This is a genomic window from Chondrinema litorale, from assembly GCF_026250525.1.
Lineage (GTDB): Bacteria > Bacteroidota > Bacteroidia > Cytophagales > Flammeovirgaceae > Chondrinema > Chondrinema litorale.
Genome location: NZ_CP111043.1, coordinates 4722180 through 4748044, shown reverse-complemented (window position 1 = coordinate 4748044; position 25865 = coordinate 4722180). Strand labels below are relative to the sequence as shown.

16 protein-coding genes are annotated in these 25865 nt (G+C 32.3%); 10 read left to right on the top strand and 6 right to left on the bottom strand.

Annotated elements, in window-relative coordinates; translation table 11 throughout:
- Window positions 1-189: 189 nt before the first annotated feature.
- Together OQ292_RS19635 and OQ292_RS19630 are read right to left on the bottom strand one after the other, a co-directional pair.
- Window positions 190-2607, bottom strand: a complete 2418-nt coding sequence (locus OQ292_RS19635; RefSeq protein ID WP_284683847.1) for a TonB-dependent receptor — start codon at window positions 2605-2607, stop codon at window positions 190-192.
- A 156-nt stretch (window positions 2608-2763) separates the two neighbouring features.
- Window positions 2764-3768, bottom strand: coding sequence for a ligase-associated DNA damage response exonuclease (locus OQ292_RS19630; RefSeq protein WP_284683846.1), 1005 nt, complete (start codon window positions 3766-3768; stop codon window positions 2764-2766).
- Window positions 3769-3940: 172 nt separating this feature from the next.
- Here OQ292_RS19630 and OQ292_RS19625 point away from each other — a divergent pair, with 172 nt between their 5' ends.
- The 6 genes from OQ292_RS19625 to OQ292_RS19600 all read left to right on the top strand — a co-directional run bounded on the left by OQ292_RS19625 (window position 3941) and on the right by OQ292_RS19600 (window position 12275).
- Window positions 3941-5164, top strand: a complete 1224-nt coding sequence (locus OQ292_RS19625; RefSeq protein WP_284683845.1) for an ABC transporter permease — start codon at window positions 3941-3943, stop codon at window positions 5162-5164.
- Between the two features lie 178 nt (window positions 5165-5342).
- Window positions 5343-6032, top strand: a complete 690-nt coding sequence (locus tag OQ292_RS19620) for an ABC transporter ATP-binding protein (protein ID WP_284683844.1) — start codon at window positions 5343-5345, stop codon at window positions 6030-6032.
- A gap of 60 nt (window positions 6033-6092) precedes the next feature.
- Complete coding sequence (locus OQ292_RS19615) at window positions 6093-8474, top strand: ABC transporter permease (protein WP_284683843.1); 2382 nt, start codon at window positions 6093-6095, stop codon at window positions 8472-8474.
- Between the two features lie 65 nt (window positions 8475-8539).
- On the top strand, window positions 8540-9757 hold the full coding sequence (locus OQ292_RS19610) for a DUF4350 domain-containing protein (protein WP_284683842.1): 1218 nt from the start codon (window positions 8540-8542) through the stop codon (window positions 9755-9757).
- A gap of 96 nt (window positions 9758-9853) precedes the next feature.
- Complete coding sequence (locus tag OQ292_RS19605; protein ID WP_284683841.1) at window positions 9854-10840, top strand: AAA family ATPase; 987 nt, start codon at window positions 9854-9856, stop codon at window positions 10838-10840.
- 289 nt (window positions 10841-11129) lie between these two features.
- Window positions 11130-12275, top strand: a complete 1146-nt coding sequence (locus tag OQ292_RS19600; protein ID WP_284683840.1) for a lysylphosphatidylglycerol synthase transmembrane domain-containing protein — start codon at window positions 11130-11132, stop codon at window positions 12273-12275.
- 2 nt (window positions 12276-12277) lie between these two features.
- Here OQ292_RS19600 and OQ292_RS19595 read toward each other — a convergent pair whose 3' ends face one another.
- Both OQ292_RS19595 and OQ292_RS19590 read right to left on the bottom strand, forming a co-directional pair.
- Complete coding sequence (locus OQ292_RS19595; protein ID WP_284683839.1) at window positions 12278-13228, bottom strand: DUF4421 domain-containing protein; 951 nt, start codon at window positions 13226-13228, stop codon at window positions 12278-12280.
- A gap of 203 nt (window positions 13229-13431) precedes the next feature.
- On the bottom strand, window positions 13432-15315 hold the full coding sequence (locus OQ292_RS19590) for a M1 family metallopeptidase (protein WP_284683838.1): 1884 nt from the start codon (window positions 15313-15315) through the stop codon (window positions 13432-13434).
- A 118-nt stretch (window positions 15316-15433) separates the two neighbouring features.
- Here OQ292_RS19590 and OQ292_RS19585 point away from each other — a divergent pair, with 118 nt between their 5' ends.
- The 4 genes from OQ292_RS19585 to OQ292_RS19570 all read left to right on the top strand — a co-directional run bounded on the left by OQ292_RS19585 (window position 15434) and on the right by OQ292_RS19570 (window position 19716).
- Window positions 15434-16978: an AAA family ATPase gene (locus OQ292_RS19585; protein ID WP_284683837.1), complete on the top strand. Its 1545-nt coding sequence runs from the start codon at window positions 15434-15436 to the stop codon at window positions 16976-16978.
- A gap of 191 nt (window positions 16979-17169) precedes the next feature.
- Window positions 17170-18399, top strand: a complete 1230-nt coding sequence (locus OQ292_RS19580) for a thioredoxin family protein (RefSeq protein WP_284683836.1) — start codon at window positions 17170-17172, stop codon at window positions 18397-18399.
- Between the two features lie 126 nt (window positions 18400-18525).
- Window positions 18526-18909 (top strand): NfeD family protein, encoded by a 384-nt coding sequence (locus OQ292_RS19575; protein WP_284683835.1) that lies wholly within the window; start codon window positions 18526-18528, stop codon window positions 18907-18909.
- A 567-nt stretch (window positions 18910-19476) separates the two neighbouring features.
- The gene (locus OQ292_RS19570; RefSeq protein ID WP_284683834.1) at window positions 19477-19716 is read left to right on the top strand and encodes a hypothetical protein; all 240 of its coding nucleotides are present in this window, start codon (window positions 19477-19479) and stop codon (window positions 19714-19716) included.
- 1 nt (window position 19717) lies between these two features.
- Here the strand turns inward: OQ292_RS19570 and OQ292_RS19565 are convergent, their stop codons facing one another.
- Window positions 19718-22372, bottom strand: a complete 2655-nt coding sequence (locus tag OQ292_RS19565) for a tetratricopeptide repeat protein (RefSeq protein WP_284683833.1) — start codon at window positions 22370-22372, stop codon at window positions 19718-19720.
- Between the two features lie 128 nt (window positions 22373-22500).
- Window positions 22501-25725, bottom strand: coding sequence for a sensor histidine kinase (locus OQ292_RS19560; RefSeq protein ID WP_284683832.1), 3225 nt, complete (start codon window positions 25723-25725; stop codon window positions 22501-22503).
- Window positions 25726-25865: the final 140 nt, after the last annotated feature.

The following is a 25865-nucleotide window of genomic DNA, read 5'->3' as shown; positions in this document are numbered from 1 at the left end:
TAAGAAATTGTTAATTCAAGATTAGGTTTTCTATATTAGTTTTAAGGAATTGTGATATATAGGGCGGTTATTCATTGTTTTTTACATCTTTTTTTGTAAAAAACTTAAAATATGGTACAAATAAAAAAAGTAAGTACATGTACTTACTTTTGCTTAATTATTGCTATTTAATGATGCCTTAGAAAAAAACTAAAAATTATATCTTGCGCTAATAATAAAATTTCTTCCTGCTGCACTTATTCCGGAACTATATGGTCTATAATGTAAATCTGTAATGTTCTCCAAAGCAGCTTGAAGAAACAATCCATTGGCAAAACGGTAAGAAGCTCTTGTATTAAAAGTTACCCAAGCAGGAGTGCCATCTTCTGTATAAAGATAGTCTTTGTCAACTTCAGAAGGAGCCAGGTCTTCAAATCTCATCCAACCGTTGTAATCGCTGAAAAGCTCAACCAGTAGATTTTTGTTTTTATACATTAAAGAAACTTGACCGTAAACAGGAGGAACGTGTCTTAAAGGGATATTATCAGTTTTATCTTTTCCATCAGTATAATTATAAGTGCCTCTCAAGCTAAAGTTTCTGCTAATTTCATAACTTAAAGAAGTACTCACTCCCCAGATGTAAGCTTTACCTGTGTTAGTTTCTGCTTGCACTTCGCTTAGGGTTCCATCATACAAAATAGAATCTTGATCATTAAATGAATATGCTCTTCTAACCATCGCATCAGTTAGGTAGCTATAAAACAGCGTAAGATCAAATTTAACTTTATCAAATAAAGCCTTGCTAATTCCACCTTCTATATTGTAGCTGTTTTCGGGTTTTAAGTCTGGGTTGGGAACTACAACAATGCCATCACCAGAATCGAAAACTTTACCAACATCGTCTATGTTAGGAGCTCTAAAGCCACTAGACATGTTAAAGTTTAACTGAGTTTTATTATCTGGGCGGTAAGTTAAACCTAAACTACCATTGATTGAACCAGTGTTTAAACTTGTTTCATCATATGGAAAAGGGTAGAATGATTTATCGTCGAATACGGCTGAAAGTGAAACATAATTGGCTCTAATACCTGCTGAAAAAGTAAGTTTATCGCTGTGAAAATATTTAGCACTTGTATATACAGCAGCATTGGTAAGATCGCTTCCACCGCTTGGATATCTGGTAGAAGTAGGTGTAGCTTCTAGTGTTTCGATATTATATATATGACCAGTAGAATTTACCTTATTGTGGACCAATTCTAAACCATAAAATAGTTCAACTTTTTCGTTTGCTAAACCTTTTTCTGCATCTAAGTTCCAAGAAAATACATCTACAGATTCAACTCTTTGTCTTAGGTTAGCACTACCAAAACTACGGTCGTTTCTTCCTTCTTCTACTTTTTGGTAAGCAAAGGTGTTTTTAAGACGCTCGAATAATGCAGTTTTCTTTGTAATATCTGCTTTTAAAGCATGTAGTTGCCAAGTTTGTGGAGAGTAGTACCATTCTGCATATCTTAATGCCCCACTTCTTCTTTGGATCAGTCTATCGTATCTAGGAACATCAGAAGTCTTTGAGTAATGGAAACTATATGTAAAGTCTACATAGTCTGAGGCTTTAAAAGCTAATTTGTTAGTGAGGTTTAACTGATTGTAGCCAGAGAATTTTTGCACGTTGTAATCATCATTAGCGACTACTTGGTCTTCACCATCTACTCTTACCACATATTCTAATCTTTTTCCAAAGTCTGCGTAATCGTCTGGTCTGTTTCCACCACTTCTTAAATCATCGAAGTCTGAATAGGTGGCACTACTTAATAAAGACCATCTTTTTCCAGCAAGGTTAATATCGAAATGCCCTGTATTCTCATTGTTAGCGGTAGAGTATCTGGCTAAAGCGCTTCCTTCTACATGCAATTTACCTGTGTTGCTAAATTCTGGTGTTCTTGTGTGAAAATCCATAACACCACCTAGTGCATCGCTACCATACATAACAGAGCCGGGGCCAAAAACTACTTCGGCACTTTCTAATACATTTGCATCTAAAGATATTAAGTTTTGTAAGTTTCCGCTTCTGTAAATGGCATTATTCAATCTTACTCCATCTACTACAATTAATAACGAATTGGCTGCAAAGCCTCTAATCATCGGGCTGCCACCACCAAGCTGGCTTTTTTGCATAAAAACCTGACCAGTTTGTTGCAGCATATCTGCAGTGGTTTGAGGGTTTTTAAAAGCAATATCTTTTGGTTGTATACCAATTATCTGATTAGGTATATACTTTTTTTCCTGTTCAAATTTATTTGCAGAAAGTAATACTTCTTCTAGGCTAATAAGACTTTCTTCTAGTGCGAGTGTACCATTGCTGGCTATAATTTCTGATAACTTAATTGTTTTAGTTCCGAAGCCTACATGTGTGATCACTAAAGTTTCGTTAGTGTTAAACCTTTCGATATTTACCTGCCCTTTTCGATTAGTAACTGCGATTAAGCTAGGTTTAGATTTGGCTCTTATTACTACACCTTCTATAGGCTCCTGATCGAAATTATTTAGAATAATAATTTCTTTTGAATCTTGAGAGAATGCCAGTGAGCATTGGAAGATAAAAAAAGCTAGTAGTAAAATTCTGTTCATAGTTTAAATAATAATTGATGAAATTGTTTGATTTTTATAGCTAGTGTATCTATGGTTATTAGCAAAAGTATTAAAATGCATTAATTGAATATAGAAATAATGCTGTATGCAAAATTTTAAATTACTCAATCATGATTTAACTTGTGTGAGCATGAATTACAAATCATTCTGATTTGCATCAGTCCAATTAATATGTGTTGCTACTACATGAGAGTTGTATCCTTGCTCTTGCAAGTATTTACTGAAAATATCTGTATAGCCATGAGTAACAAATATATTTTCAGCTTCACTTTCTTTTACCGCTTTTAATAAACCTTTCCAGTCTGCATGGTCAGACATAACAAAACCAGTGTCCACAGCTCTTCTTCTTTTCATGCCTCTAATTGCCATCCAACCAGAGGCAATTCCAGTAGTATAAGGATTAAATTTACGCATCCAAGGACTACCAAAAGCAGAAGGAGGTGCTACTATTAATTGTTGCTTAAATTTTGCTGTTGGGGTGTCTTTGTTTATAGGGTTAATGTTGATATCAAATTTATAATTTTTTTTGTCACTTTCAACTACATTCCAAACTGCACCATGTAAAAAAACTTCGCCTAAACTTTTATCTAAGCCTTTAATTAACCTTTGTGCTTTGCCTAATGCATAAGCAAATAAAACAGAGTTTTTACCTTCTTGCTTATTTTTTTGCCACCAGCGATTTATATCATTAAAAATTACTTCTTGATCTTCCCAATTGTACACAGGCAAACCAAAAGTAGATTCTGTAATAAAGTGTGTGCATTTAACCGGTTCAAATGGAGTGCATATGCCATCATCTTCTAATTTATAATCGCCAGAGACTACCCAAGTTTCTTTGCCATCGGTTACTTTTATTTGAGAAGAACCTAGTATATGTCCAGCAGGATGGAAACTTACTTTTACATTATTAATTTGTTTTACTTCGGCATAGTTTATTCCTTGAACTTTTATATGATTTCCTAACCGAAGTTTCATAACTGGAATGGAATCATTATGAGCCAAGTAATATTTAGAGTTTGGTCTGGCATGATCTGAATGCCCATGAGTTATAAGTGCTTTTTTTACAGGTTTTAGAGGATCAATAAAAAAATCTCCTTTTTCACAGTAAATTCCATAATCTGTAAATTTTAATAAACTCATAGTTCCTTCTTTTTTTACCTGAACATTTCACTAAACCTTTCTGTTTTGGTTACTTCAAATTAAAAAAAGGGAAGAAATTTATATTAGTAGCTTAATTTTTAGATTTGCATTTTAAAAACATAAGGTATTTATCTATCTTGTTGCCAATCATTCATTATTAATTTTTTAAATCTTGAAGAAAGACTTTTCCTTTTTTGTTGCAGGTAGACTTAGACAGATAAAAGGTAATAATTTTTCCAGCTTAATTGCAAAAATAGCCATTGGTAGTATAGCCATCGGAATTGCAGTAATGATTTTGGCTTTTGCCATATTTGCTGGTTTTAAAAATAATATCCAAGAAAAAATATTCAGCTTTGCTTCGCATATCCAGGCTAAAAAGTGGGTAGATAGCTACTCTTACGAAGAGCTTCCTGTAAGCAAAGAACTATATTTATATAAGAATGCTTACAAAATAAAAGGAGTTGAGCATATACAGGTTTATAGTCGAAAAGCCTGTATTCTTAAAACAGACGAAGAAGTTTCTGGTGCTGTAATGAAAGGCATTGGTGAAGACTTTGACACCACACGCTTTGTAAACAACTTGGTCGAAGGACGCTTTATCGATTTAAGCAAAGAAAATTATTCTACGGAGATTATCATCAGTAGAAAAATGGCCAACCGACTCGAACTTGCTCTCAATGATAAACTGGTAGTTTATTTTGTGCAAGACCCACCACGACTCCGCAAAATGACTATAAAGGGAATTTATGAAACCGGAATAGAAGACTTTGATGACTTAGTTGTTTTGTCAGATATTAGATTGCTTCAAAAGTTAAATGGTTGGGATAGTACACAGGTAGGTGGTTTCGAAATTTTTATTGAAGATTTTACCAAGCTAGACGAAACTTTCGACAATGTTTGGGATGCAATGGATCCAGAACTTGGCATAAGTAAAGTAACAGAGCTTTATATGCAGTTTTTTGATTGGTTTATCATGCTAAACAGAAATGTTATAGTAGTTTTAATTGTAATTTTGTTTGTGGCAGGATTTAATGTGATTTCTGTTACACTGATTATGATTACAGAAAGAACCAACATGATCGGTACATTAAAGGCATTAGGCTCAACAAATGGGCAGATTAGAAAAATATTTATATATAATGGTTCAAGATTGATAATAAAGGGTTTATTAATCGGTAATTTGCTGGCTATAGGTTTTGGCTATCTGCAAAATAAGTTTAAAATGATACCACTCGATCCAAATAACTATTACATGGACTCAGTTCCTGTCTTATTCGATTGGAGTGTGATTTTATTAATTAACTTAGGTTTTATATTTCTGGTAAGTCTAATATTGATGATACCGACATATATAATTGCCAGATTTGAACCGATAAAAGCGATAAAATTTAGTTAGATACTGTTCGTAAACGAACGCAATGTTCGTGAGTGAACAGGTTTTTAGATTGATTTTTTGATCTATCTAACAGATATTCAATTAATTAGATTAAGTGGTATTTCAGTTGTATGAACATACATGCAATTGAACATAAAAATAGCAATCAGTATTTCGAAATTAACTAACAGGGGAGCGGATGTTGTTGCAACTCATAAATGTAGAAAAAACTTATTCTAACTTCGGGATAGACACCGTTGCACTCAATGATATAAACCTAACTATTAAGAAAGGTGAATTCGTGAGTATAATGGGTCCGTCTGGATGTGGTAAGACTTCTTTGCTTAATATTATGGGTTTGCTAGATAAACCGACTAAAGGCGAGGTGATTTTTCATGGAGAGGTTACGTCTAATACTAGTAACAGGAAGCGTGCATTTTTAAGAAGAAATCATATCGGTTTTGTATTCCAAAGTTTTAATTTAATAGAAGAACTTACCATATACGAAAATATAGAGTTACCACTTATGTATCTCAAAGTTCCGAGTAATGAGCGCAAGCGTAGAGTGGGAGAAGTAATGGAGAGATTGCATATTGCACATAAAAGTAATTTTTTCCCTCAACAAATTTCTGGTGGTCAGCAACAAAGAGCAGCAGTAGCTCGCGCACTAATTGCAAAGCCAAGTTTAATATTAGCCGATGAACCTACTGGTAACCTCGATTCTGCCAGAGGGCAGGAGGTAATGGAGATGCTGGTAGAATTAAATGAATCTGGCACAAGTATAGTTATGGTAACTCACTCATCTACTGCGGCAGAATATAGCCAAAGAATTATTCATTTGTTTGATGGCCAACTAGTGACAGAAAATCTAAAGAAGGTAACCAATTAATAGATTTTTTTAGGAGAAATAGCAGTGATTATAAATTATCTCACCATAGCAATCAGGAATTTGTATAGGTTTAAACTATACTCATTTATTAATATTCTTGGTCTTGCAGTTGGTATTTCTTTCTTTACGCTATTATTACTACTAGTAAGACACGAACTGAGTTATGACACACATCATAAGTCTGCCAATAAAATTTTTAGAATAACCAAATTTGTAGAGCGTAATGGAGTAGCAGAAAAAACTGCCAGTGTTCCTTTTCCATTTGGTCCTTCAGCTCAAAAATATTTTCCGGAGTATATAGATGAGGTAGTTCGAATTTTTAATTTTCAGGTACCCACACACGACATTCAATACGATAGTCTACATTTTAATGAGAGCTTATTCTATTTTGCAGATGAGTCTTTTTTTAAAGTATTCGATTATCCTTTACAATTGGGAGACGAAAGCATTGCACTTAATAGACCATATTCTGTAATAATTAGCGATAGAGCTGCAAAAAAATACTTTGGTGAAGAAAATCCCATCGGTAAAAAAATAGTCTATGACGATGAATTCATGATGACTGTTACCGGTGTATTTGAAGAGAAAAAATATGCTTCACATTTCGACTTCGATTTTATTGCTTCCTTCGCCTCTTTAGAAAGCATGGAGCTTGATGAAGAAACGCTTGTTAGTAATTGGAAATGGGATCCGTGTTGGACATACATCTTACTGAAAGATGATAAATCTCCCGAGGACTTAGAGTATCTTTTAAATAAACTAGCGATGAAAAACGCACCAGAAAGTTATGGCGAAAACATCGATATTTTTCTTCAACCTATTAAAGAAATTCACCTTTATTCTGATCTTGATTTCGAGCTAGCAGCCAACTCAGATGTAAAATATGTGTATATATTTTCGGTAATTGCCTTACTCATATTAATAGTTGCTACAATCAACTTTACGAATCTTTCATCTGCTAAGTCTTCTTTTAGAGCAAGGGAAGTTGGTATTAGAAAGGCAATAGGTGCAGACAATTACGATCTGGTAAAACAGTTTGTGGTTGAGTTTATGTTTATCAGTTTGCTGTCTATAATTCTGGCATTTATTCTAGTTGAGTTACTACTTCCATTTATCTCAGAAATTGCCGGTACCGAACTTGGTATTCAAAAATTAGAAACAGATATTCTCTTTTACAGTGTCTTTATTTCTGGTATTGTAATAGGACTAATTGCCAGTATTTATCCTGCTTACTTTCTTACAAGAAATCAGCCTTCCGAAGTGTTGGGTGGTTCTATTATGCTTGGTTTAAAAAGCAAAAGGTTTAGAGGAGTGCTAGTAGTTGTTCAATTTACCATTACCATTTTTCTTTTAATAACTACCTACATCACTCAAGGCCAGTTTAGCTATTTTAGAAATGCAGATTTGGGCTTTAATCACGATGATGTGATAATGATCTCTGTTTCCAATTCTCAGGCGAGGTTTGTTTATGATAGTATAAAGACAGATTTACTCAATACAAAATATGTAGAGTCGGTTACAGGACTAGAAGAAATTCCGGGAATCAGTTATCGCATACATGATTACTTACCTGGGCTCGAATTTACCGGTGAACGCAAAAATTGGATATTTTCTCCCGCTATGATGGTAAGGCAGGACTTTTTGGAAACCTTTGGCGTAAAAATTATAGCAGGCAGAGACTTTGATAAAGGTATTAATGACGAATACAATGGTGTAATTATTAACCAGCAAATGGCTGAGTTTATGGGTTATACCGACCCTCAAAAAGTAATTGGGAAACAACTAAGATCAAGAGCAGGAAATGAACGAATTGTTGGTGTAGTTAAAGATTTTAATTTTGAATCACTACATCACGAAGTAAAGCCATTTGTAATTGATATACCTAGTCCAAAATTTAAGGCATTTTTCACAAAATACATTGCAGTTAAAGTAGAAAAAGGGCAAGAGTACGAAGCTTTAGGCTCGATAAAAAAGGTATGGAGTAAACATATGCCTCATCGAAACTTTGAGTATTTTTTCTTATCAGATAAACTTGAAAAGCTTTACTTTAAAGAGCAAAAGTTAGTAGAAGTAACGATCTATTTTTCAATTGTTTCCATCTTAATTGCTTGCTTAGGCTTGTTCGGATTGTCTTCGTTTTTGGTAGATATGCGTAGAAAAGAAATTGCCATTAGAAAAGCAATTGGTACTACAGACTGGTTAGTGGTATGGCTTTTACTCAAAGAGTTTTTAATTTTAGTAGGTATTGCAGTTCTAATTGCTTGGCCTATTTCATATTTTGTAATGGAAAACTGGTTAAGAGGCTTTCCTTACAGAATGGAAATGAGTTTATTTGTCTATTTTGATACTGCTATTATAGCTTTCTTGCTCACACTTATTACGGTGAGCTACCATACACTTCGCGCAGCATTTAAAGAACCAACTGAAGCACTTCAAGCATAAAATACTTCGTTTTTAAATAAAGTTGTTTTACTTTACATAATGCTGATTTTTTAACCAGTTATTGGATGTCTAAAAAAGAAAAAATTTATGCCTGGTCATTAGCAGGTTTATTTGTTTTACTAGTATTAATAGAATACCTACAACCCAAACCCCTCGATTGGAGCAGAACATATAAAAAGGAAGATAAAATTCCCTATGGAGATTATCTCCTTTACAATATGCTCGAAACCTTCGATAAAGACATTAACCTTTTAAGTATAAATAAATCTTATTTTGAATTAGAAGATTCAGACTCACTTCTAACAAATTCGAACAATACAAACTTTCTGTTTATAGGTGATGATTTTAGGCCAGATGATATAGATACTGAAATCTTGCTTAAACAAGTGGCAAATGGAGCTACTGCCTTTATAGTAGCTAAAAGTTACAACTACTTATTTTCAGATACACTAACATTTACTGTAAATCGAAATTTCTACTTCGAGTCAGAAGACAAATCGGAAGAAGATAAGAAAAACCAAGAAGAAAAAGTTGACATTAATTTAACTAATGTTGAACTTGCTAAAGTTGGAGGATACACTTTTGATCTAGGAATTACAGACTTTTATTTCTCTTCATTTGATAGTAGCAGCTATTATGTATTGGGTACAAACCAAGATAATAACGCCAACTTTATTAGTAGAAAGTGGGGAAAGGGACGTATTTATCTGCATAGTAATCCGCTAATTTTCACGAACTATTACATGATGTCTAATGATGGTTCTGAATATATTTCATCAACATTATCTTACTTGCCCAAAGGAACAATCTTGTGGGATGAGTACAATAAAGGAGTAAAGATAGAACCACAAACTCCATTAAGATTTATACTAAGCCAACCTTCTTTAAAATGGGCTTGGTTTTTAGCTCTATTCTTAATGGTAATGTGGATGTTATTTCAATCGAAAAGAAAACAAAAGAAAATTAGATTAGTTACTCCACCTGAAAATACTTCATTAGAATTCGTCGAGACAATTAGTCAGTTATACTTTCAGCAGAAACAGCATCATCAGTTAGTTCATAAAAAAGTAAAGCTTTTTAGAGATTTTCTTAGAAGGAAATATTTTATCCGACCAGAATTAAGCAGAGAAGAGACTATAAAAAAACTCGAAATGCAAACGGGATTATCAGAAAAAGAACTTGAAGAAGTTTTTAATTTGATTGATGTGCTAGAAAAAAAACAGGCAGTTTCAGAAAGTGAACTTTTGATGTTAGAAGAACAAACAAATAAACTGAGTTTTTAAAATTACTTTTATTAAAACTAGTTTTTGTAAGTACCCATTTCGTGGGTAATTTAGTGCCAAATCATATAACTCTAATATAAATTTAAATTAATAAATATGTTGGAAGCAGAAGACGCTTCATTTGAAAGTAGACTCGACCTAACAGAGTTGAAAGAAACCGTAGCTAACATAAGAAAAGAAATCGCCAAAATAATTGTAGGTCAGGATGAAATGGTAAGTCTGTTACTAGCTGCAATTTTTTCAGATGGACATGTTTTAATTGAAGGTGTACCTGGTGTGGCTAAAACTCTTACAGCCAAGATATTATCTAGAATTATCTCAACCAATTTTTCTCGAATTCAGTTTACGCCAGATTTAATGCCTTCTGATGTATTGGGAACAAACATCTATAATACAAAAGAAGCAAAGTTTGAATTTAAAAGAGGTCCTGTTTTTTCAAACATTGTGTTGATAGATGAGATTAACCGTGCACCAGCAAAAACACAAGCTGCTTTGTTTGAAGTAATGGAAGAAAAGCAAGTGACCATAGACGGGCATAAATATGCATTTGAACCTCCATTTATCGTAATTGCTACACAAAACCCAGTGGAGCAAGAAGGTACTTACCGTTTACCCGAAGCACAGCTCGACAGATTCCTTTTTAAAATTGTAGTAGATTACCCAGCAGTTGATGAAGAAATATTGATACTACAAGGGTTTCATGAGAGAAAGCATAAAAACGATCTTGATGAAATACAACCAATTATTTCTGCTGAAAAACTACAAGCTTATAAAGAATTGGTAAGCGAGGTTAAAGTTGAAAAGAATATAATTGAATATATCGCCCAGATTGTAACTAGTACTAGAAATAGTACTTTCCTATTTTTGGGAGCATCTCCACGTGCTTCAATAGCTATTTTATCAGGCGCAAAAGCTTTTGCTGTTTTGCATGGCCGCGACTTTGTTACACCAGATGATGTACAAAGAGTTCTAAAATCAGTGTTGATTCATAGAATAATTTTAACGCCAGAAACAGAACTAGAAGGTTTAACGCCTGAACAAGTCTTAAATAGAATAGTTGAACAGATTGAAGTTCCTCGTTGATATTTAACCTTAGATAAACACAGGGTTTCGTTTTTGTAATTGGTGAATTTTTGTTTTAAAACACCCTGTGTCTATTTTCGCATTTAAATTTTCTCATAAAGGAATTTTTAAATATTAATTAGCCTTTTCTAAACAAATAACCACTGCAATTTAATTTCGCATTTGGTTTTCCGTTATGAAAATCGTAAGAGTTTTGGTTAGGTTGAACTTTGAAATTTTATCGAACATTAAATTTCAGATTTTTATTTTTTTTTCCATCTTAAAAAAAGGTGTCATAAAATTATAGCTGATGGATGCGCAGAGTTCCAAAGTCTTAAAGTCATTAAGTCCGGGAAAAATTGTTTTGCCAGTATTAATTGGTTTGGCTGTCTTCGTTTTTTTAATTTATCAAATTACAGAAGAACTGGATTTTGATCAAATTGTAAATAGTATTGCCAGTGCCAATATCGCATGGATTTTTGCGGCTTTAATTGTTTTACTTGCCAGAGATGCAGGTTATGTTTACAGGATAAGGCACTTAACAGATAAGCAATTAAACTGGGTTTCCAGCATATTTGTAATAATATTATGGGAATTTGCTTCAGCAGTAACGCCATCTGTAGTTGGAGGTACAGCAGTAGTAGTTTTCATTATAAATAAAGAAGGAATCAAGTTTGGTAAATCGCTCGCTTATGTGATGCTTACCGCTGTGCTTGATAACATGTTCTTCGTAATTGCTTCACTAGTAACGTTCTTATTTGTTCCATTCGAAATATTCCCTTCAACATCAAGCAATTTTGAAATCTTTGGCTGGCATTTTTCAGTAAAAGGTGCTTTCGGTTTAAGTGTATTTTTAATTGGTATTTACACACTTGTAATGACCTACGGTTTATTAATTAGACCTAGAGCATTTAAGTGGATATTAATTAAATTAACCGGAAATAGATTACTGAAGAAATGGAGGAAATGGGCTGTACAAACAGGGAGTGACATGATTTTAGCCTCTGAAATTTTGAGAGGTAAAAGAAAAAGATATTGGTTTTGGGCCATTATATCTACCATTTTTATTTGGAGTGCAAGATATTTTATGCTCAATTGTTTAATTGCTGCCTTCTCAGATATTAATGTGGCCGACCATCTGTTGATTTTTGGTAGACAGATTATTATGTGGGTAGTGATGTTAATCTCTCCAACACCGGGTAGTGCTGGTACGGCAGAATTTGTGTTTCCTTTATTCTTTAGTGAGTTCTTTAAGTTTGCTGCATTTAGTGGTATTGTAGCTATTTTCTGGAGATTATTTACCTATTATGCTTATTTAGGTTTAGGAGCTTTTTTCTTGCCAAGATGGATTCGAAAAGTATTTGATACTAGTTCACACAAAAAAGAAGAAACTCCCAAAGACACAAAACAAGGTTCAACAGAAGAGAATATTAATATAGAAGAAAAGGTGAAATAAGCTTAAGTGCTGTTATCTTTCTTAATATTTAATCTTTTAACTAGGTACAATCTCACATTTCCGAACTGATAAATTACATCAGTAGTTTTCTTTTCTCGATATGTGTTGATGTTTGATGAAAAGCTTAAACCGATATGTAATTTATCGGTATTATAACCCATAGCTCCTCTAGTAAAAGTAGAAAAGTTGATAGACGATTCTCTGCTAATTACTGGTGTATTCTCAGCTGATTTTATTTCAGAATGTTCTGCTCCCAGACCTCCTGCAGCAGAAAGAGTTACAAAAAACTTCTTGTACATAACAAAGGTGTGTGCATAACCTCCAGAAACACCAATTGTACTAAATTTTCCTCTTTGTATGTCTACATTGCTTTCAAACTGGCTTTGGTAGTCGGCAAACAAGAGTGTGGAGTCTGTCTTTACTTCTAAAGCGGTTAAGTATCCACCAACAAAGAATGACCCTGCACTTCGCTTTTGCCATTCGTTTTGTATAAAAGGAGAGAAGTAAGAGAATTTTCTACTGTTTAAATTGTAATATCCGTTAACACCAATAGCTTGAGTGTGTATATCGTCTCTTTTCAAAAAGATGGTATCTCTAGCTGCTATTTGTGGTAGGTACATTTTGTTATCAGTAATTCTGAAACCTTTGTAATCCTGAAATAACACATTGATCAGGTATTTTCTTCCATATATATCTGCTTGCAAATCAATAAACCTTGTTTTTCCCAATTTTTCATCATCATTATTAATAAAGGGGAAGTTAAAAGCAGCATTAAAGCCTAGCCATTTATAGTTAAAGCCTGCTCCAAAGTTTACATTGCTATTAGGATCAAAATTGATACGGTTATCAGTTGCAACATCTCTTATTGTGAGTCTATTGTATTTTGTAATACCATAACCTCTAATAATAAGTTGATCTCTATAACTTTTGACATAGCTTGTATCATAATTCAATTTTTTCCCTGGAATGGCTTCGTATTGCGCATGAGAAAAAAATGGAATAAAAAGACCTACGATTAAAAAAGTGATCGAGTATAAAAATATTGATTTGATAGCTAAAAGATTTTTAACCTCTATAATTTTATTTTTGGGTAACAACCATCAACCTCACTAAATTCATTTTTCTGAATAGTGAACGTTAAATTTAATGTTAGGTTTTATTGATCGATATTTAATATCTTATCAATAGAATTTATGGAAACGTAGTGATAGCTTGGTCTGGCTTTTTTGTAAATGTTTTTAGCCAGATTTTGTAGTTTGGGATTAGCATTCATTTCTTCATATAATGGAGCTATAAATTTTCTTCTTCCCACATTCATTAAAAAGTTATCTAATTGCCTATAAGCAGGTTGGTAATTGTGTTTTACTGCAAGCATTAGCCATTCAAATAAAATCTCAGAATTACCTGAGTTAGAAAGGTTAAAGTTTTGATCGAGTACCTGCATTTTTTGAGTATCAACACTATCGGCTATTTCTCTTAAGAATAAGACCCATTCCTGATACATCCATTTAGAGGCTTCAGTTTTTGGGACTTTGCCTTCTCCAGTAAACTCTTTTGCTAGCGTTAAAACTTTTTCTACTCTCTCAGACTTTATCTGAGGGCAATTTTCTGGTAAGCCAGTATTATAGACCCATTTATTTATATTTATCAGAGAGTCTGCATTTGGGTAATTTTTAAGGAGGTTTTCATTTAAATAGAATAAAAACTCTTCTGTACTTATAGAGCTAAAAGCATGTTCACCGAAATATTTATTTAAAAATTTATCAAAAGCTTCTTTTCCGATAGTTTGCTCTATCAGTTTTATAAAATAATAACCTTTCTCATAAGCAATCGAAGTAACACCTTCATCAGGATTCCTTCCTGCTAGATCGAGTTTAAGTTTTGTGTCTTCTCCATAGTCTAAAGCTTCCAGTTCTTTTTGTAAATCGGAGTAACTAATCAAACTGAGCATTCTAGATACATCTTTTCCGTACACTTCTTCCATAATTCTGTATTCGAAATACACAGTAAAGCCTTCGTTGAGCCAGAAATCGTTCCAAGTGGCATTGGTTACCAAGTTGCCAGACCAAGAGTGAGCCAGCTCATGAGCCACAAGTGAAACTAAAGATTTATCTCCAGCAAGTATGGTTGGAGTTGCAAATGTGAGTCTTGGGTTCTCCATCCCACCAAAAGGAAAACTTGGTGGAAGGAAAATTACATCGTATTGTCCCCACTGGTATGGTCCATATAACTTTTCAGCAGCTTCAAGCATGTTTTCCATATCTTCCAGCTCTTTTGCTGAGCTATTCAACATAGAAAGTTCTGCATATACTCCCGTTCTTTTACCTGTTTTTTTATAAGCCACATCGCCTACAGTAAGTGCTAAAAGATAAGCAGGTATAGGTTGATGCATATTAAAAGTATAGATACCATCTTCAGCTTTTTCAACTGGATTTTCTGCACTCATCAATGCTATTAAATTCTCAGGAACTTTAACTGTAGCATTATAAGTAAACCTAATACCGGGACTATCTTGGCAAGGAACCCAAGTTCTGGCAAGTATTGCTTGAGATTGTGTAAATAGGAAAGGAGCTCTTTTACCTGCAGTTTGCGATGGTGAAAGCCATTGCAAAGCTTCTGCGCCTTCTGTAGTACTATATTTTATTTTTACTGCTTTTGTAAAAGTATCTATGGCAATTTCCAAAGCACTTCCCATTTCTGGTATTTCATCGTGCAAAACGTATTCAACTTCTCTATCTCCAATTTTAACAGATTGTATATCAAGACCTTTAGTGTCTAAAAAAAGGACTTCACTGTTATGGTTTTCAAACTTTATTTCTGCGGCACCAAATATTTTTTTCTCTTTAAAATCAACCTCAATATCTAGATTAAGGTGATTCATTAAAGTTTTTTGAGGATTCGCAAACGTATGTGGGTCTTGTGCAGTTTTTGGAGGAACCATATCTTCTTTATTATCTTTCTTTATAGTATCAGTTTGGGAGCAATTGCTCATTATTATTGCCATCAAGGTAATTAATAGCAAATAACGAAATTGATTCATAACAACCAGTTCAAAAAAATAAATAGATGCAAATTTAAATAATAATCTTGCTGGTAATATTATATTTTGAAACAAAAAATGTGACAATTTACTTTACCAAACAGAATTAGTGCTTTTAATGATGAATATTAGAGAAAGGGTAGAAAAACTATTAAACGGACTTTGCAAAGGGATTTATGAGAAGGAAGAAGTGATAAAATTATCATTTTTAACGGCTGTGGCAGGTGAGAGTATATTTTTATTAGGCCCTCCAGGTGTTGCAAAAAGTTTAATAGCCAGAAAATTGAAATTTGCATTTAAAGATGGGAAGTCTTTTGAGTATTTAATGAGTCGGTTCTCAACCCCAGATGAAATCTTTGGACCTGTTTCAATAAAAAAACTTAAAGATGAAGATAAGTATGAGCGCCTAACAAATGAATATATGCCAGGGGCGAATGTGGTTTTCTTAGATGAAATTTGGAAAGCTGGTCCAGCAATTCAAAATGCACTCCTTACCATTCTAAATGAGAAAATTTATAGAAATGGAGAGGCTGAGGAAAAGGTAAATATTAAAGCCATTATTTCGGCATCAAACGAATTACCTGCAATTGGAGAAGGTTTAGAAGCTTTATGGGATAGGTTTCTAATAAGATATTTGATAACAGAAATTAAAGAAAGAGGAAACTTTATAAATATGATTTCTAGTACTGAAGATGTGTATGCAGATTCGGTAGATGATGAATTGAAAATTTCCAATGAAGAATTAGACCTGTGGGAAGAAGAGATAAATAAAGTTAGTTTGAGTGATGAAGTAATCAATACTTTACAACTCATAAAGCATAAACTTGAAGAATATAATACTACGGGAAAAGGGAATAGATTTGACGTTTTTGATCGACGTTGGAAAAAGGTTGTAAAACTGTTGCGAACCTCAGCATTTTTAAATGGGAGAGAAGAGGTAGATTTAATGGACTGCTTCTTAATGTTACATTGTTTGTGGTCTTTTCCAGATCAAATTGATGTGCTGAAAAAAATTATTTCTGAGACTATTAGAAAACATGGTTATACACTTGCTATCAACTTGACTTCTATAAAAAAAGAGATTAGAGAGTTCGATGAAGAAATAAAATCTGAGACAAAAATTCCTTATAAAACTGTTGTAAACGAACCTATACTTGTTAACAAAGTATATTATGAAATTCATAATATTACGCAGATATTTGATGGGAAATATGTTCGACATAACGACTTTGAAAAGCTACGGTTTGATGAGGTTTCTACAATTGGGTTGTATGGTGAAGAAGGCAATTTAACTTATAAAATAAAGGCCAAAAAATCTGTTAAGGAGCATTGTATTGAGGTATTTCACCAATCTGAGTATACAACATTTAGCCTTAAAACTACCGAAAAAGAAAAAATAGATTATATTTATAAAAAACCTCACGTATTGGTTCTGAAAAATTGGAATGAGAGAATTAACAATCTCCAACAATATGTGAATAGCTTAAATAAAAAATTAGCAGAAGAAACACCAGTTGCATTAGCCAAATTAAGATCAAATTTATTTGTTGATTCAAACCTTTCTGAGATTGTTGAAGCTAATATGCATGAAGCAATCGAAGCATTAAGAACAGAGAAACTTAAAATAGAAAAACTCAAATTCTATTATGATAATCTGGAATAAATGCTAAATAAAAATTATTGAAACCTGAAGTTTCATTATGGTGTTTATTACAAAATTCTTAATATTAGTCAATTTTTTTTGCGAAGACTAAAATTTGCATTTAATTATAACTAGCAAATTGTCTCATTTATAAATCTTGAGGCAATTAAATGTCGTAAAGACAAATAAAGTTTAAATAGATTCTGTAAAATATGAAAATCTTGATTAATCCCCTTCTTTTATCAATTTGTCTATTATTTACTTTTTTCTCAAATGCGAGCACTCAATCTGAAACTAAAGTAAATTTTATTACTGTAAATTCTTCTGAGGAATGGGAAACCATTTTAGACAAAGCCAATCTTTCTGGACGATTAATCTTTGTGGATGTTTACACAGACTGGTGTGGCTATTGTAAAATGATGGATAAAGATGTATTTAGCGATTCAGAAGTAGCTGGTTACCTAAACGATAATTTTGTTAGCGTCAAACTAGATGCTGAAACTGAATTTGGTACTACCTTCACCAAAACCTATCAGATAGAAGGTTATCCGACCTATGTTTTTTTAGATAAAGATGAAAACTTAACAGGTTCTATTGGAGGATATAATAAAAAAGAACCATTTTTAAATCAATCTAAAACTATCCAAGATAAATCTGATTTACTGCCAGAGCTTAAAAAGAAATATGAAAAAGGTGAGCTAACTCAAGTAGAAACAGCTCAGTTTGCAGTACTTATAAAAGATAGTAATAGTGATTTGGCTAAAGTAATTGCCGAAAAACTCATGCTTGATTTAGATAGTAAAGCATTCAAAAATCTAGAGTATACCGAGTTTTTTAAAGTATTTGCATCTAATACTGAAAGTGAGTTTTTTGCATATGTAAAAAATAATAAAGAAGAGTTTAAAGCAAATGTTGGTGAAGCAAACTTCTCAGGGTACTTAGAAAATGTATACAATGCTACCTTAGCAGCTGCTATTATGGAAAATGATATTAATAAATTAAGCATTGTTACAACAGAGATATTGCCAATTTATATTGAAAGCCCATCTGAATTACCACAAGCTAAATTTGTAACTGAGAAATTATATTATGGAAATGTGCAGGATGCAGAAGGATATGCAGCGGTTGTACAAAAATATTATTCATCAATTGGCAAAGACGAAGAAGATTTTTGGTATAATCAATCTTATGAAATAGTAGAAGATTTTGCTTCTGTTTCTTCTCTTATCGATTTGTCTATCACTTGGTTAGATAATTTAGTTAAAAGTGATGAAGATTATGAAACTTATGCATTATATGCTTATACACAAGGTATTAATGGTGATTTTGAAGATGCAAAAGTAAAGGCTGAAAAAGCCAAATCTCTTGCTAGAAACGAAGAGCAAAAACAAATGGCACACGATTTACTAGAAATGATTAGTGAAGCTGCATCAGGAAATTAAGTTAAAACAATTTGGATAAAGCCTTTTGGTTTATAAAGCCAAAGGGCTTTTTTTATGCTAAAGATTAAAAAGTCTGTATGCTAAATGCATAAAATATTATCTTAGGGCAAAAGAATAAATACTTAAATGGAAGCAGTATTAGTAACAATTTTAATTGCAGTGATGTTGGTGTTTTTTGGTGTTCGAAAATTATTGTTTGGAGACCATAAGTTACTAAAAAACAAAAAAGATATTCTTGAATTGCTTACTGGCACTGTACAAACTAGTATGCTTAATGAGCCCTCTCACCTAATTGGTAAAATTGCAGAAGTTTATACAGTTCTTAAGCCCTCGGGGAAGATTGTGTTTAATGATGAACAATATGAAGCTACAACAAGCGGAGAGTATATTGATAAAGGTACTAAAGTGAAAATTGTAGGTAAGAGTTTATCTAATGTATTAAAAGTAAGAATTGCAAAAAGCGAAGAAGTTGAGAAGCAATCGAAAGATGAAGCGAGTGACAATTCTTGAAAAAAAATTTAGAACTATTTAGTCATCCCATTTCTCACCATAGCCAATTTTACTCATCTGCATGAGTATCATTTTCAGACCAAATTCCTACTAGACTAATAGCATCTATTCTAACAATTCCATCTAGGTAGAGGACAATGTTGTGATTGAAAATTTCCCTGAGATTAAAAAATTTGGCTAGTGTTATTTACTCTTTTCTTGATTCATTTTCAATCCACATTTAATATATCGAAGTCATATTAAATTTTAGAATTTTATAATCACTATTAAGGCTTGAATTAGTAAAAATAAAGCTAAATAAAAGTCGAAAAAACAATTTAAAAACACTTTGAGGTTTGCTAAAATATGGTTACTTTAATAACTGTAATTATGCCTAGATATTAATGTATGCCTATTTTATAGATTTATTATGTAAGTTTTTGCATTAAAAAGTTACTAAAGTTTTGAATTTTAAAATAGGAATTTAGTAATGCTTTATGCTTTATTTTGTATTCTTTTTAAGAATTTTTTAAATTATAGTTAAGACCAATATATCTACATTCGCAAACTAAAATAAATATCCTAATTATGGCTGCTTTAACACGTACTAGAAATATCCGAGTTTATGATTTTTGGATGAAATGCTTTGCCGTTTTATCTTTTGTAATTTTTGCCTATTATACTTTAAAAGATTGGATGATTGGTAACACCGGTATATTAGATAAAATTCTATTGCTATTTGGTGTAATATTTTGTGCTACTCAGTTAATTTTTATGATTCTTAAAGAGAATGCCAAGAAAAGGTATTTTCATAAAGTAAGAAATTAAATCATAAAAATTTATAAAACGTGAAATCAGGTCCGGGCTCTAACTCTAGTTTCCGGACATCTTTTCTCATATTTTTAATATCTTGTTTATATTTTTTTTGCTCACCCTCAAATAAGGTAATTAATAATTTTCTACTTTCATGTTGATACTTAGATATTTCTAAACTTTTATTAAAAGCATCAACAGCTTGTTTACTTTCATTATTCTTTAAAAGTAGTTTACCTCTTACCATATTATATCTAGACCACACTTCTGGGTATTTTGAAAAAGTATGGTCACTCATCAATTCATTTGCGGTTTCTATCTTTCCTACATCAATTAAATATTCTATATGTTTTAAATAGATAATTTCTTCTTTAGTGCTAACAGGTGAGAAATCAGATAACACAGCGAATGGTTTTTCATTTGTTTCTAGATTCTCCAAACTTGCGAGATGCTTCACATTAACCGACAGGTTATTAAATCTGAGAGAATCTAATAACTCTGGATTGAGATAAGAGTAAGCTAGCCAAATCATATCTTGAACTTCGGAATTATTTTTTGAAGTATTTATAATATTCTGTGCTCTAGAAATTAAACTTGTACCATATCCATTCAATGTTCTTACTGATTGAATAAATGCGCTTGTTTCTGTGATATATATTTTTTCAAATTGATTGGCATTATTGGCTTTTGCAGATAAGTAAGATTCTGCCAACTCTAAAGCTTGATAAGGTTTTGCAAATAGTTGATATAATTCCTGAATATCTCTATTGGTTTTTCCAAAAAGATAAGGATCTGTCTCTAGTTGAAGTGCCTTAGCAAATTCGATAGATGCAAGTTCAAGCGCTTGTTCTGAAGGTATTCTGCCTTGATTGAATTTTTGAATTGAAAATTGAGCTCTGATTTTATACACATCAGGATTGTTTACATCCATCTGTTCGGCTGATTTCCACCAAACTTCTGCTTCTTCAAACTTTCCTTGTATTAAGCAAAGTTTAGTTTTTGTCAAGTAAACAGGAGTATAGGTATTGTTGGTTTGTAATGCTTGATCTAAAACTTGTTCAGCAATTGTGAAATTACCTTTATTAATTTGCATTTCTGCATTGTAAATTAATGCTTGAGCTTGAAATGCCGTAAACTTCTGTGGCTCACCTTTAAAAAGTATATTATCTAATTCGTTAAAATATTGATTTAGCTCGCTACAAGATTTTTGATCATTACCTTCTAAAAACTTCGAATAAGCAAGATTAAAATAGTCATCACTTATTTGTGTATTTGGTTTTGCACAACTTAATACAAACTGTCTAAAGTTTACTTTGTATGCTTTTGGAAAAACTTTTTCAGATAGAATATCAACTAAGCCTTCTTTTAGCATTTTATCTTTTCCTGTAGCAGCATCAAGTATTTTATATAGCGGTAAAAAATCATCGGAAGAGGTATGTAGTGACGGCTTCAACTTAATATTAGCAAAAGTCAATAAGTTGATTATTATTTGATTATCTTCAAATGACTTATTGATTACTTTTAAAAGAATTTCATTTTGTTGAGTAATGTCAAATATGGGTGCTAGACTCAATATTTGTGATGCTTCTGAATTCTGTAAAAATGATGAAAGACTTTCTTGTTCATCAATATCTAATAATTCATTTATAGCAATAAATTCTAGTACTGATGCTGAGAGAATTGGGTTAACATCACTACTATGAATACTCGACAAATACTTTCCATAAAAACCGGTGAGATTTTCTTCGTGGTAAAGTGATTTTCTAAAATCAAAAGCTAAATCTATAGCACTTTTTTCATTTTCTGATTTGTCTTTTTGTAAGTCAGTTATGAGTGTTTTATCTGGATTTACTTCATTTAATAAGTTGGAGATACTTTTTCCAAAAACCTGATCTTTTTCAGAAAAGCTAATTATAGTTTGATGAACTTTCTCATTGAATGGGTCTTTTAATAAAGCTATTTGCCATTGTTTTTTAGCTAGTTCAATATCTTTGGTTGATAATATTAAGCCATATAAAAAGCGTGCTTCTGAATGATAAGGGTTTAGTTCTAGGGCTTTCTCTAAAGTATTTTCTTTTTTCTTACTCTTAGTTTTAAGATTAATATAGGCATTTAAATAAAGTGCATCTGCATTATTCGGGTTATGAGATATTGCCTCTTGAATATGCCCCAACGCCTTGTCAAAATTTGTTTGTGCTATAGCAGTTTTAGCCAGCAGTACTAATGCTTTATCATCAAAATCAACTTTAGCAAGTCTAGTATTTGCCGAGTTTATGGCTTTTTCAATATCATTTAGGGCTAAATAAACTTCTCCTGACAATAGTAAAGATTCTCTATTTTCAGGTTTAAGAGCAAGTGCTTGGTTTACATTCTTTATAGCACTTTTATATTGGTGAGATTTGAAATTTATTTTGGCATTTGCCAGATAATATGCGAATGAAGGCTCTGAGGTTTTAATCTGATTTAATGCTTCATCAATTAGACCATAATCTGCAAGAAAACTAGCTTTTTGTTCTTTTGAGATTTGTTGGTTTTTAATGATTAACTGCTTTTCTGCATTAAAAAGTTGGACGGCATAATCAGTGTTATCTGGTGAAAGTCTTTGGGCTTTAGCTGTATTTACAATACAAATATTTATCGCAAGTGATAATAGTAAAAAAATGTACTTCATCCTCTATCTTTTCTAATCGAATGTTTATTAAGTATCCAAAACTAACTGATTAATTATAAAAGTAGTTCTAATTGAATATTAGAGTAAATGCTTTTTTTAGACTGATTTTAATGTGGGTAATATTTCATTTATCGAGCTTGGTCAAATGTTTTTTTTTCTTCAGCGATTTTCTCAGTTTTTTTTAACTCAACTATAAAATTAGCTCCTTTTCCAAAAGTGCTTTCACACCAAACTTTTCCGTTGAGAGCTTCTACATATTTTTTCACTATAGATAAACCTAGACCAGTTGAATGCTCTCCGGCAGTAGGCCTTGCCGAAAGCTTTTGATATTTCCCGAACAGTCGATGCATATCTGCGGTAGATACACCAGGCCCTTGGTCTTTTACTTCAATGCGTATATTATTGGAATCGGTCTCAAATAACTTAACAAAAACTTGTTTTCCGGAAGGTGTAAATTTTATTGCATTAGAAATGAGGTTCTCAAATATCTGGATAATGATTTTTTCATCTGCAAAAATAGGGAAGTAAGAACCTTGGTTATCGAATATGATTTCCATGTTCTTTCTTTCCAATTCTGTAGTGAAGTCAGAGATTACAGATTCGATAGTTTTATACATTTCGATGTCTGTCATGTGTAATCTCAATTTTCCTGAGTCTATAGCTTCAACATCGAGAATATGAGAAATCATATTATTAAGCCTTGCAGTAGAATTAAGAATGTGTTGTATATATTCGTTTTGTTCTTGATTCAAATTATCACCAGAAAGCTTAATAATATTTATTAGACCAGTTATATGGTTTAATGGACTTTTTAAGTCGTGAGCAACAATACCAATAAGGTTGTTTTTTTCTTTATTTAACTCGATAAGTTTGTTGTTGCTGCTTTCGAGCTCTTTATTTTTATCTTCAATTTTCTCATTTTTCTTAATTAATTCTTGCTCACTTTGTCTAATTACCGCTGTGCGTTCTTCTACCAGTTTCTCTAATCTTTTATTTTCCCTTTTAAATGGAGAGATAAAATACTTAATAATTAATGCAATTACGAATAAGCCAAAAACAGTTAAGAGAATGCCAAACCAAGCTGTTTGGTAAAATTGAGGCTCTTTAAGAATAGTGAATGAAAAATTGCTTTGAGCATTATCATTATTAAATGCAACAATGGTGAATTTATATTCTCCGGGAGGGATATTAGTTAAAACAGCTTCTCTTTTTTTGCTCTTTGGAGTCATGCTCAGAAATCCACTAAGCGAATAACTAAAACTTACTCTTTCTGGTGAGTGATAATCTAAGCCAGTAAAATTCACAACCAATTGGTTGTTACCACTTGGCAAATTAAGTGGGTTTGTATAAGGAATCTCCTTACCATTTAAAATGATGGATTCGACTAAAATTTTAGGTGGAATATTATTAGCATCTGGATGTTCTGGGTATGGAATTACAGTAATACCTTCTGGTGTAGGTATCCAGTATTCACCTTTAGAAGATATAAGACTTCTCGCATTGGCTGTACATGCATTCACCATCATACCGTCTCCGGTCTTGTACATTATGTCGTCTAATTCAAGAGAGCCACCATTGGCAAGTACATTTAGTTGCTCCTTTTCAATCCGATAAATTCCTTGGTTATTGGGTATCCAGAAAAAGCCTCTTCTATCTTCGAGAATATCAAAAACTGAGTTTATTTTAAGGCCTTGCTTTTTTGTAATACTACTTAACTCACCATTTTTTAATCTGGTAATCCCTCCATTAGTGCCTATCCACAAAACCTGATCTTCATCTTCATGTATTTTAAAAACTACATTGCCAGATAAGCCATCAGAAATAAAGAAGCTTTCAAACTTTCCATTTGTCATTTTATTTAACCCTTCTTCTGTACTTACCCAAATAATGCCTTCAGTATCTTGATAAACAAAGTGGATTTTGTTATTTGAGAGTCCATCTTCTTTAGTAAAAGTTTTGAAAGAATTATCTTTATATAGGTTGAGCCCATTTTCTGTCCCAATCCAAATGTTATTTTGGCGATCTTCATATATGAATCTCACATAGTTAGATGCTAAGCCATCTTTTTCACCAAAAACTTTTAGTTGTTGATCTGCTGTATATAAATACAGTTTATCTGAAGTGGCAAACCAGAAATTTCCCTTTGAGTCTTTAATTAAATCTCTTACATCTTTATTCTCAAAAACAGCTTCTCCATTTATTAATGCAGGAGAAAAATTCCATCCTTGTTTAAATTGAGAAAGGCCATTATTAGTAGCTATTAAAATTGAATCTTTTGCGATTTCAATTGCGCCATTAATTGTTTTGCCAGCTAATCCTTGAGGTGTAGAATAGGTAATAAATTTACCTTGTACTAATTGATAAAATCCAGATCGATATGTGCTTACCCACAAACTTCCATTATTATCTTCTGTTATATCGGTTACTTCATGAATAGAAAGATTGCTATTTTCAGAGATAAACTCTAAATGGTTGTTGTTAAACCTACAAAGACCTCTATTTGTGCCTATCCAAATACTTCCGTTTTTATCTTCATATATTTTTTTTATGGTTTTATCTCTGAGTAATTCACCATAGGCAAAATCGATCAATTTATTACCTTTAAATAGAATTTTAATTCCCTTGTTTGTGCCTACCCAAATATTACCAGTATTTTTTTCTATATGTATTTGCTGCACTACATCACTGCTTAAGCCATCAGCAACAGTGTATTGCCTTATAATTTTGCCTTGGTTATTTGTTTTAATTAAACCACTACTCATTGTGGCAAACCAAAGGTTGCCATCATTATCTTCTGCAATATCATTTACAACAATTTGAGTTAAAATTGAATCTATGCTATTTTGAGAGAATGTGTTTTCTTGCATAAAGGCGGCGCCATTGGCAGTACCAACCCAAACAGTGTTATTGTTTGTTAGAAGAACTGAATTTACAATGTTGCTAGGTAAGCCATTTTCTGTGTTATATACTTCCCACTTATTATTATAGTAAGATAGGAGGCCACCACCATTAGCTGCAACCCATAATTTACCCTTTGGCTCTTTATAAATACCTTTAAAAGAGTTGATAGATAGCCTATTTTCTGTATCTACGGTTTTAATAGGATCAATAGAAATCCCATCAAATTGTGAGAGCCCTTCATAAGTAGCTAGCCATATGTAACCTTCTTCTGATTGTACAATCCCATTCGCACCTTGAGATGGTAAGCCCTGTTCGCTTGCCCAAATGTTTAAGTGATATTGAGATAGGGATCTTTCAGGGTTCAAGCCTTTATCCTGAGCGATAACATTTGACCTTAACAGTATAAATATTGCTAATAAACAAATGTTGAGTAAGCTGAAAAAATATCTCATTATTTTTATATAAATCGAATTATAGTCATGTTAAAATGACTACAAAATCTTACTACAATGGTAATTAGCTGTAATATTGTTAACACATAGTTTTGTTTATTAAACTAGTATGCAAGTAAGATATTATATTGAAAATTTCA

What these genes read in the sequence shown, in the direction of transcription:
- OQ292_RS19635 (WP_284683847.1), bottom strand. Translation starts at nt 2,607, where the DNA reads ATGAACAGAATTTTACTACTAGCTTTTTTTATCTTCCAATGCTCACTG.
- OQ292_RS19630 (WP_284683846.1), bottom strand. Translation starts at nt 3,768, where the DNA reads ATGAGTTTATTAAAATTTACAGATTATGGAATTTACTGTGAAAAAGGA.
- OQ292_RS19620 (WP_284683844.1), top strand. Translation starts at nt 5,343, where the DNA reads ATGTTGTTGCAACTCATAAATGTAGAAAAAACTTATTCTAACTTCGGG.
- OQ292_RS19610 (WP_284683842.1), top strand. Translation starts at nt 8,540, where the DNA reads ATGTCTAAAAAAGAAAAAATTTATGCCTGGTCATTAGCAGGTTTATTT.
- OQ292_RS19605 (WP_284683841.1), top strand. Translation starts at nt 9,854, where the DNA reads ATGTTGGAAGCAGAAGACGCTTCATTTGAAAGTAGACTCGACCTAACA.
- OQ292_RS19600 (WP_284683840.1), top strand. Translation starts at nt 11,130, where the DNA reads ATGGATGCGCAGAGTTCCAAAGTCTTAAAGTCATTAAGTCCGGGAAAA.
- OQ292_RS19590 (WP_284683838.1), bottom strand. Translation starts at nt 15,315, where the DNA reads ATGAATCAATTTCGTTATTTGCTATTAATTACCTTGATGGCAATAATA.
- OQ292_RS19585 (WP_284683837.1), top strand. Translation starts at nt 15,434, where the DNA reads ATGATGAATATTAGAGAAAGGGTAGAAAAACTATTAAACGGACTTTGC.
- OQ292_RS19580 (WP_284683836.1), top strand. Translation starts at nt 17,170, where the DNA reads ATGAAAATCTTGATTAATCCCCTTCTTTTATCAATTTGTCTATTATTT.
- OQ292_RS19575 (WP_284683835.1), top strand. Translation starts at nt 18,526, where the DNA reads ATGGAAGCAGTATTAGTAACAATTTTAATTGCAGTGATGTTGGTGTTT.
- OQ292_RS19570 (WP_284683834.1), top strand. Translation starts at nt 19,477, where the DNA reads ATGGCTGCTTTAACACGTACTAGAAATATCCGAGTTTATGATTTTTGG.
- OQ292_RS19565 (WP_284683833.1), bottom strand. Translation starts at nt 22,372, where the DNA reads ATGAAGTACATTTTTTTACTATTATCACTTGCGATAAATATTTGTATT.
- OQ292_RS19560 (WP_284683832.1), bottom strand. Translation starts at nt 25,725, where the DNA reads ATGAGATATTTTTTCAGCTTACTCAACATTTGTTTATTAGCAATATTT.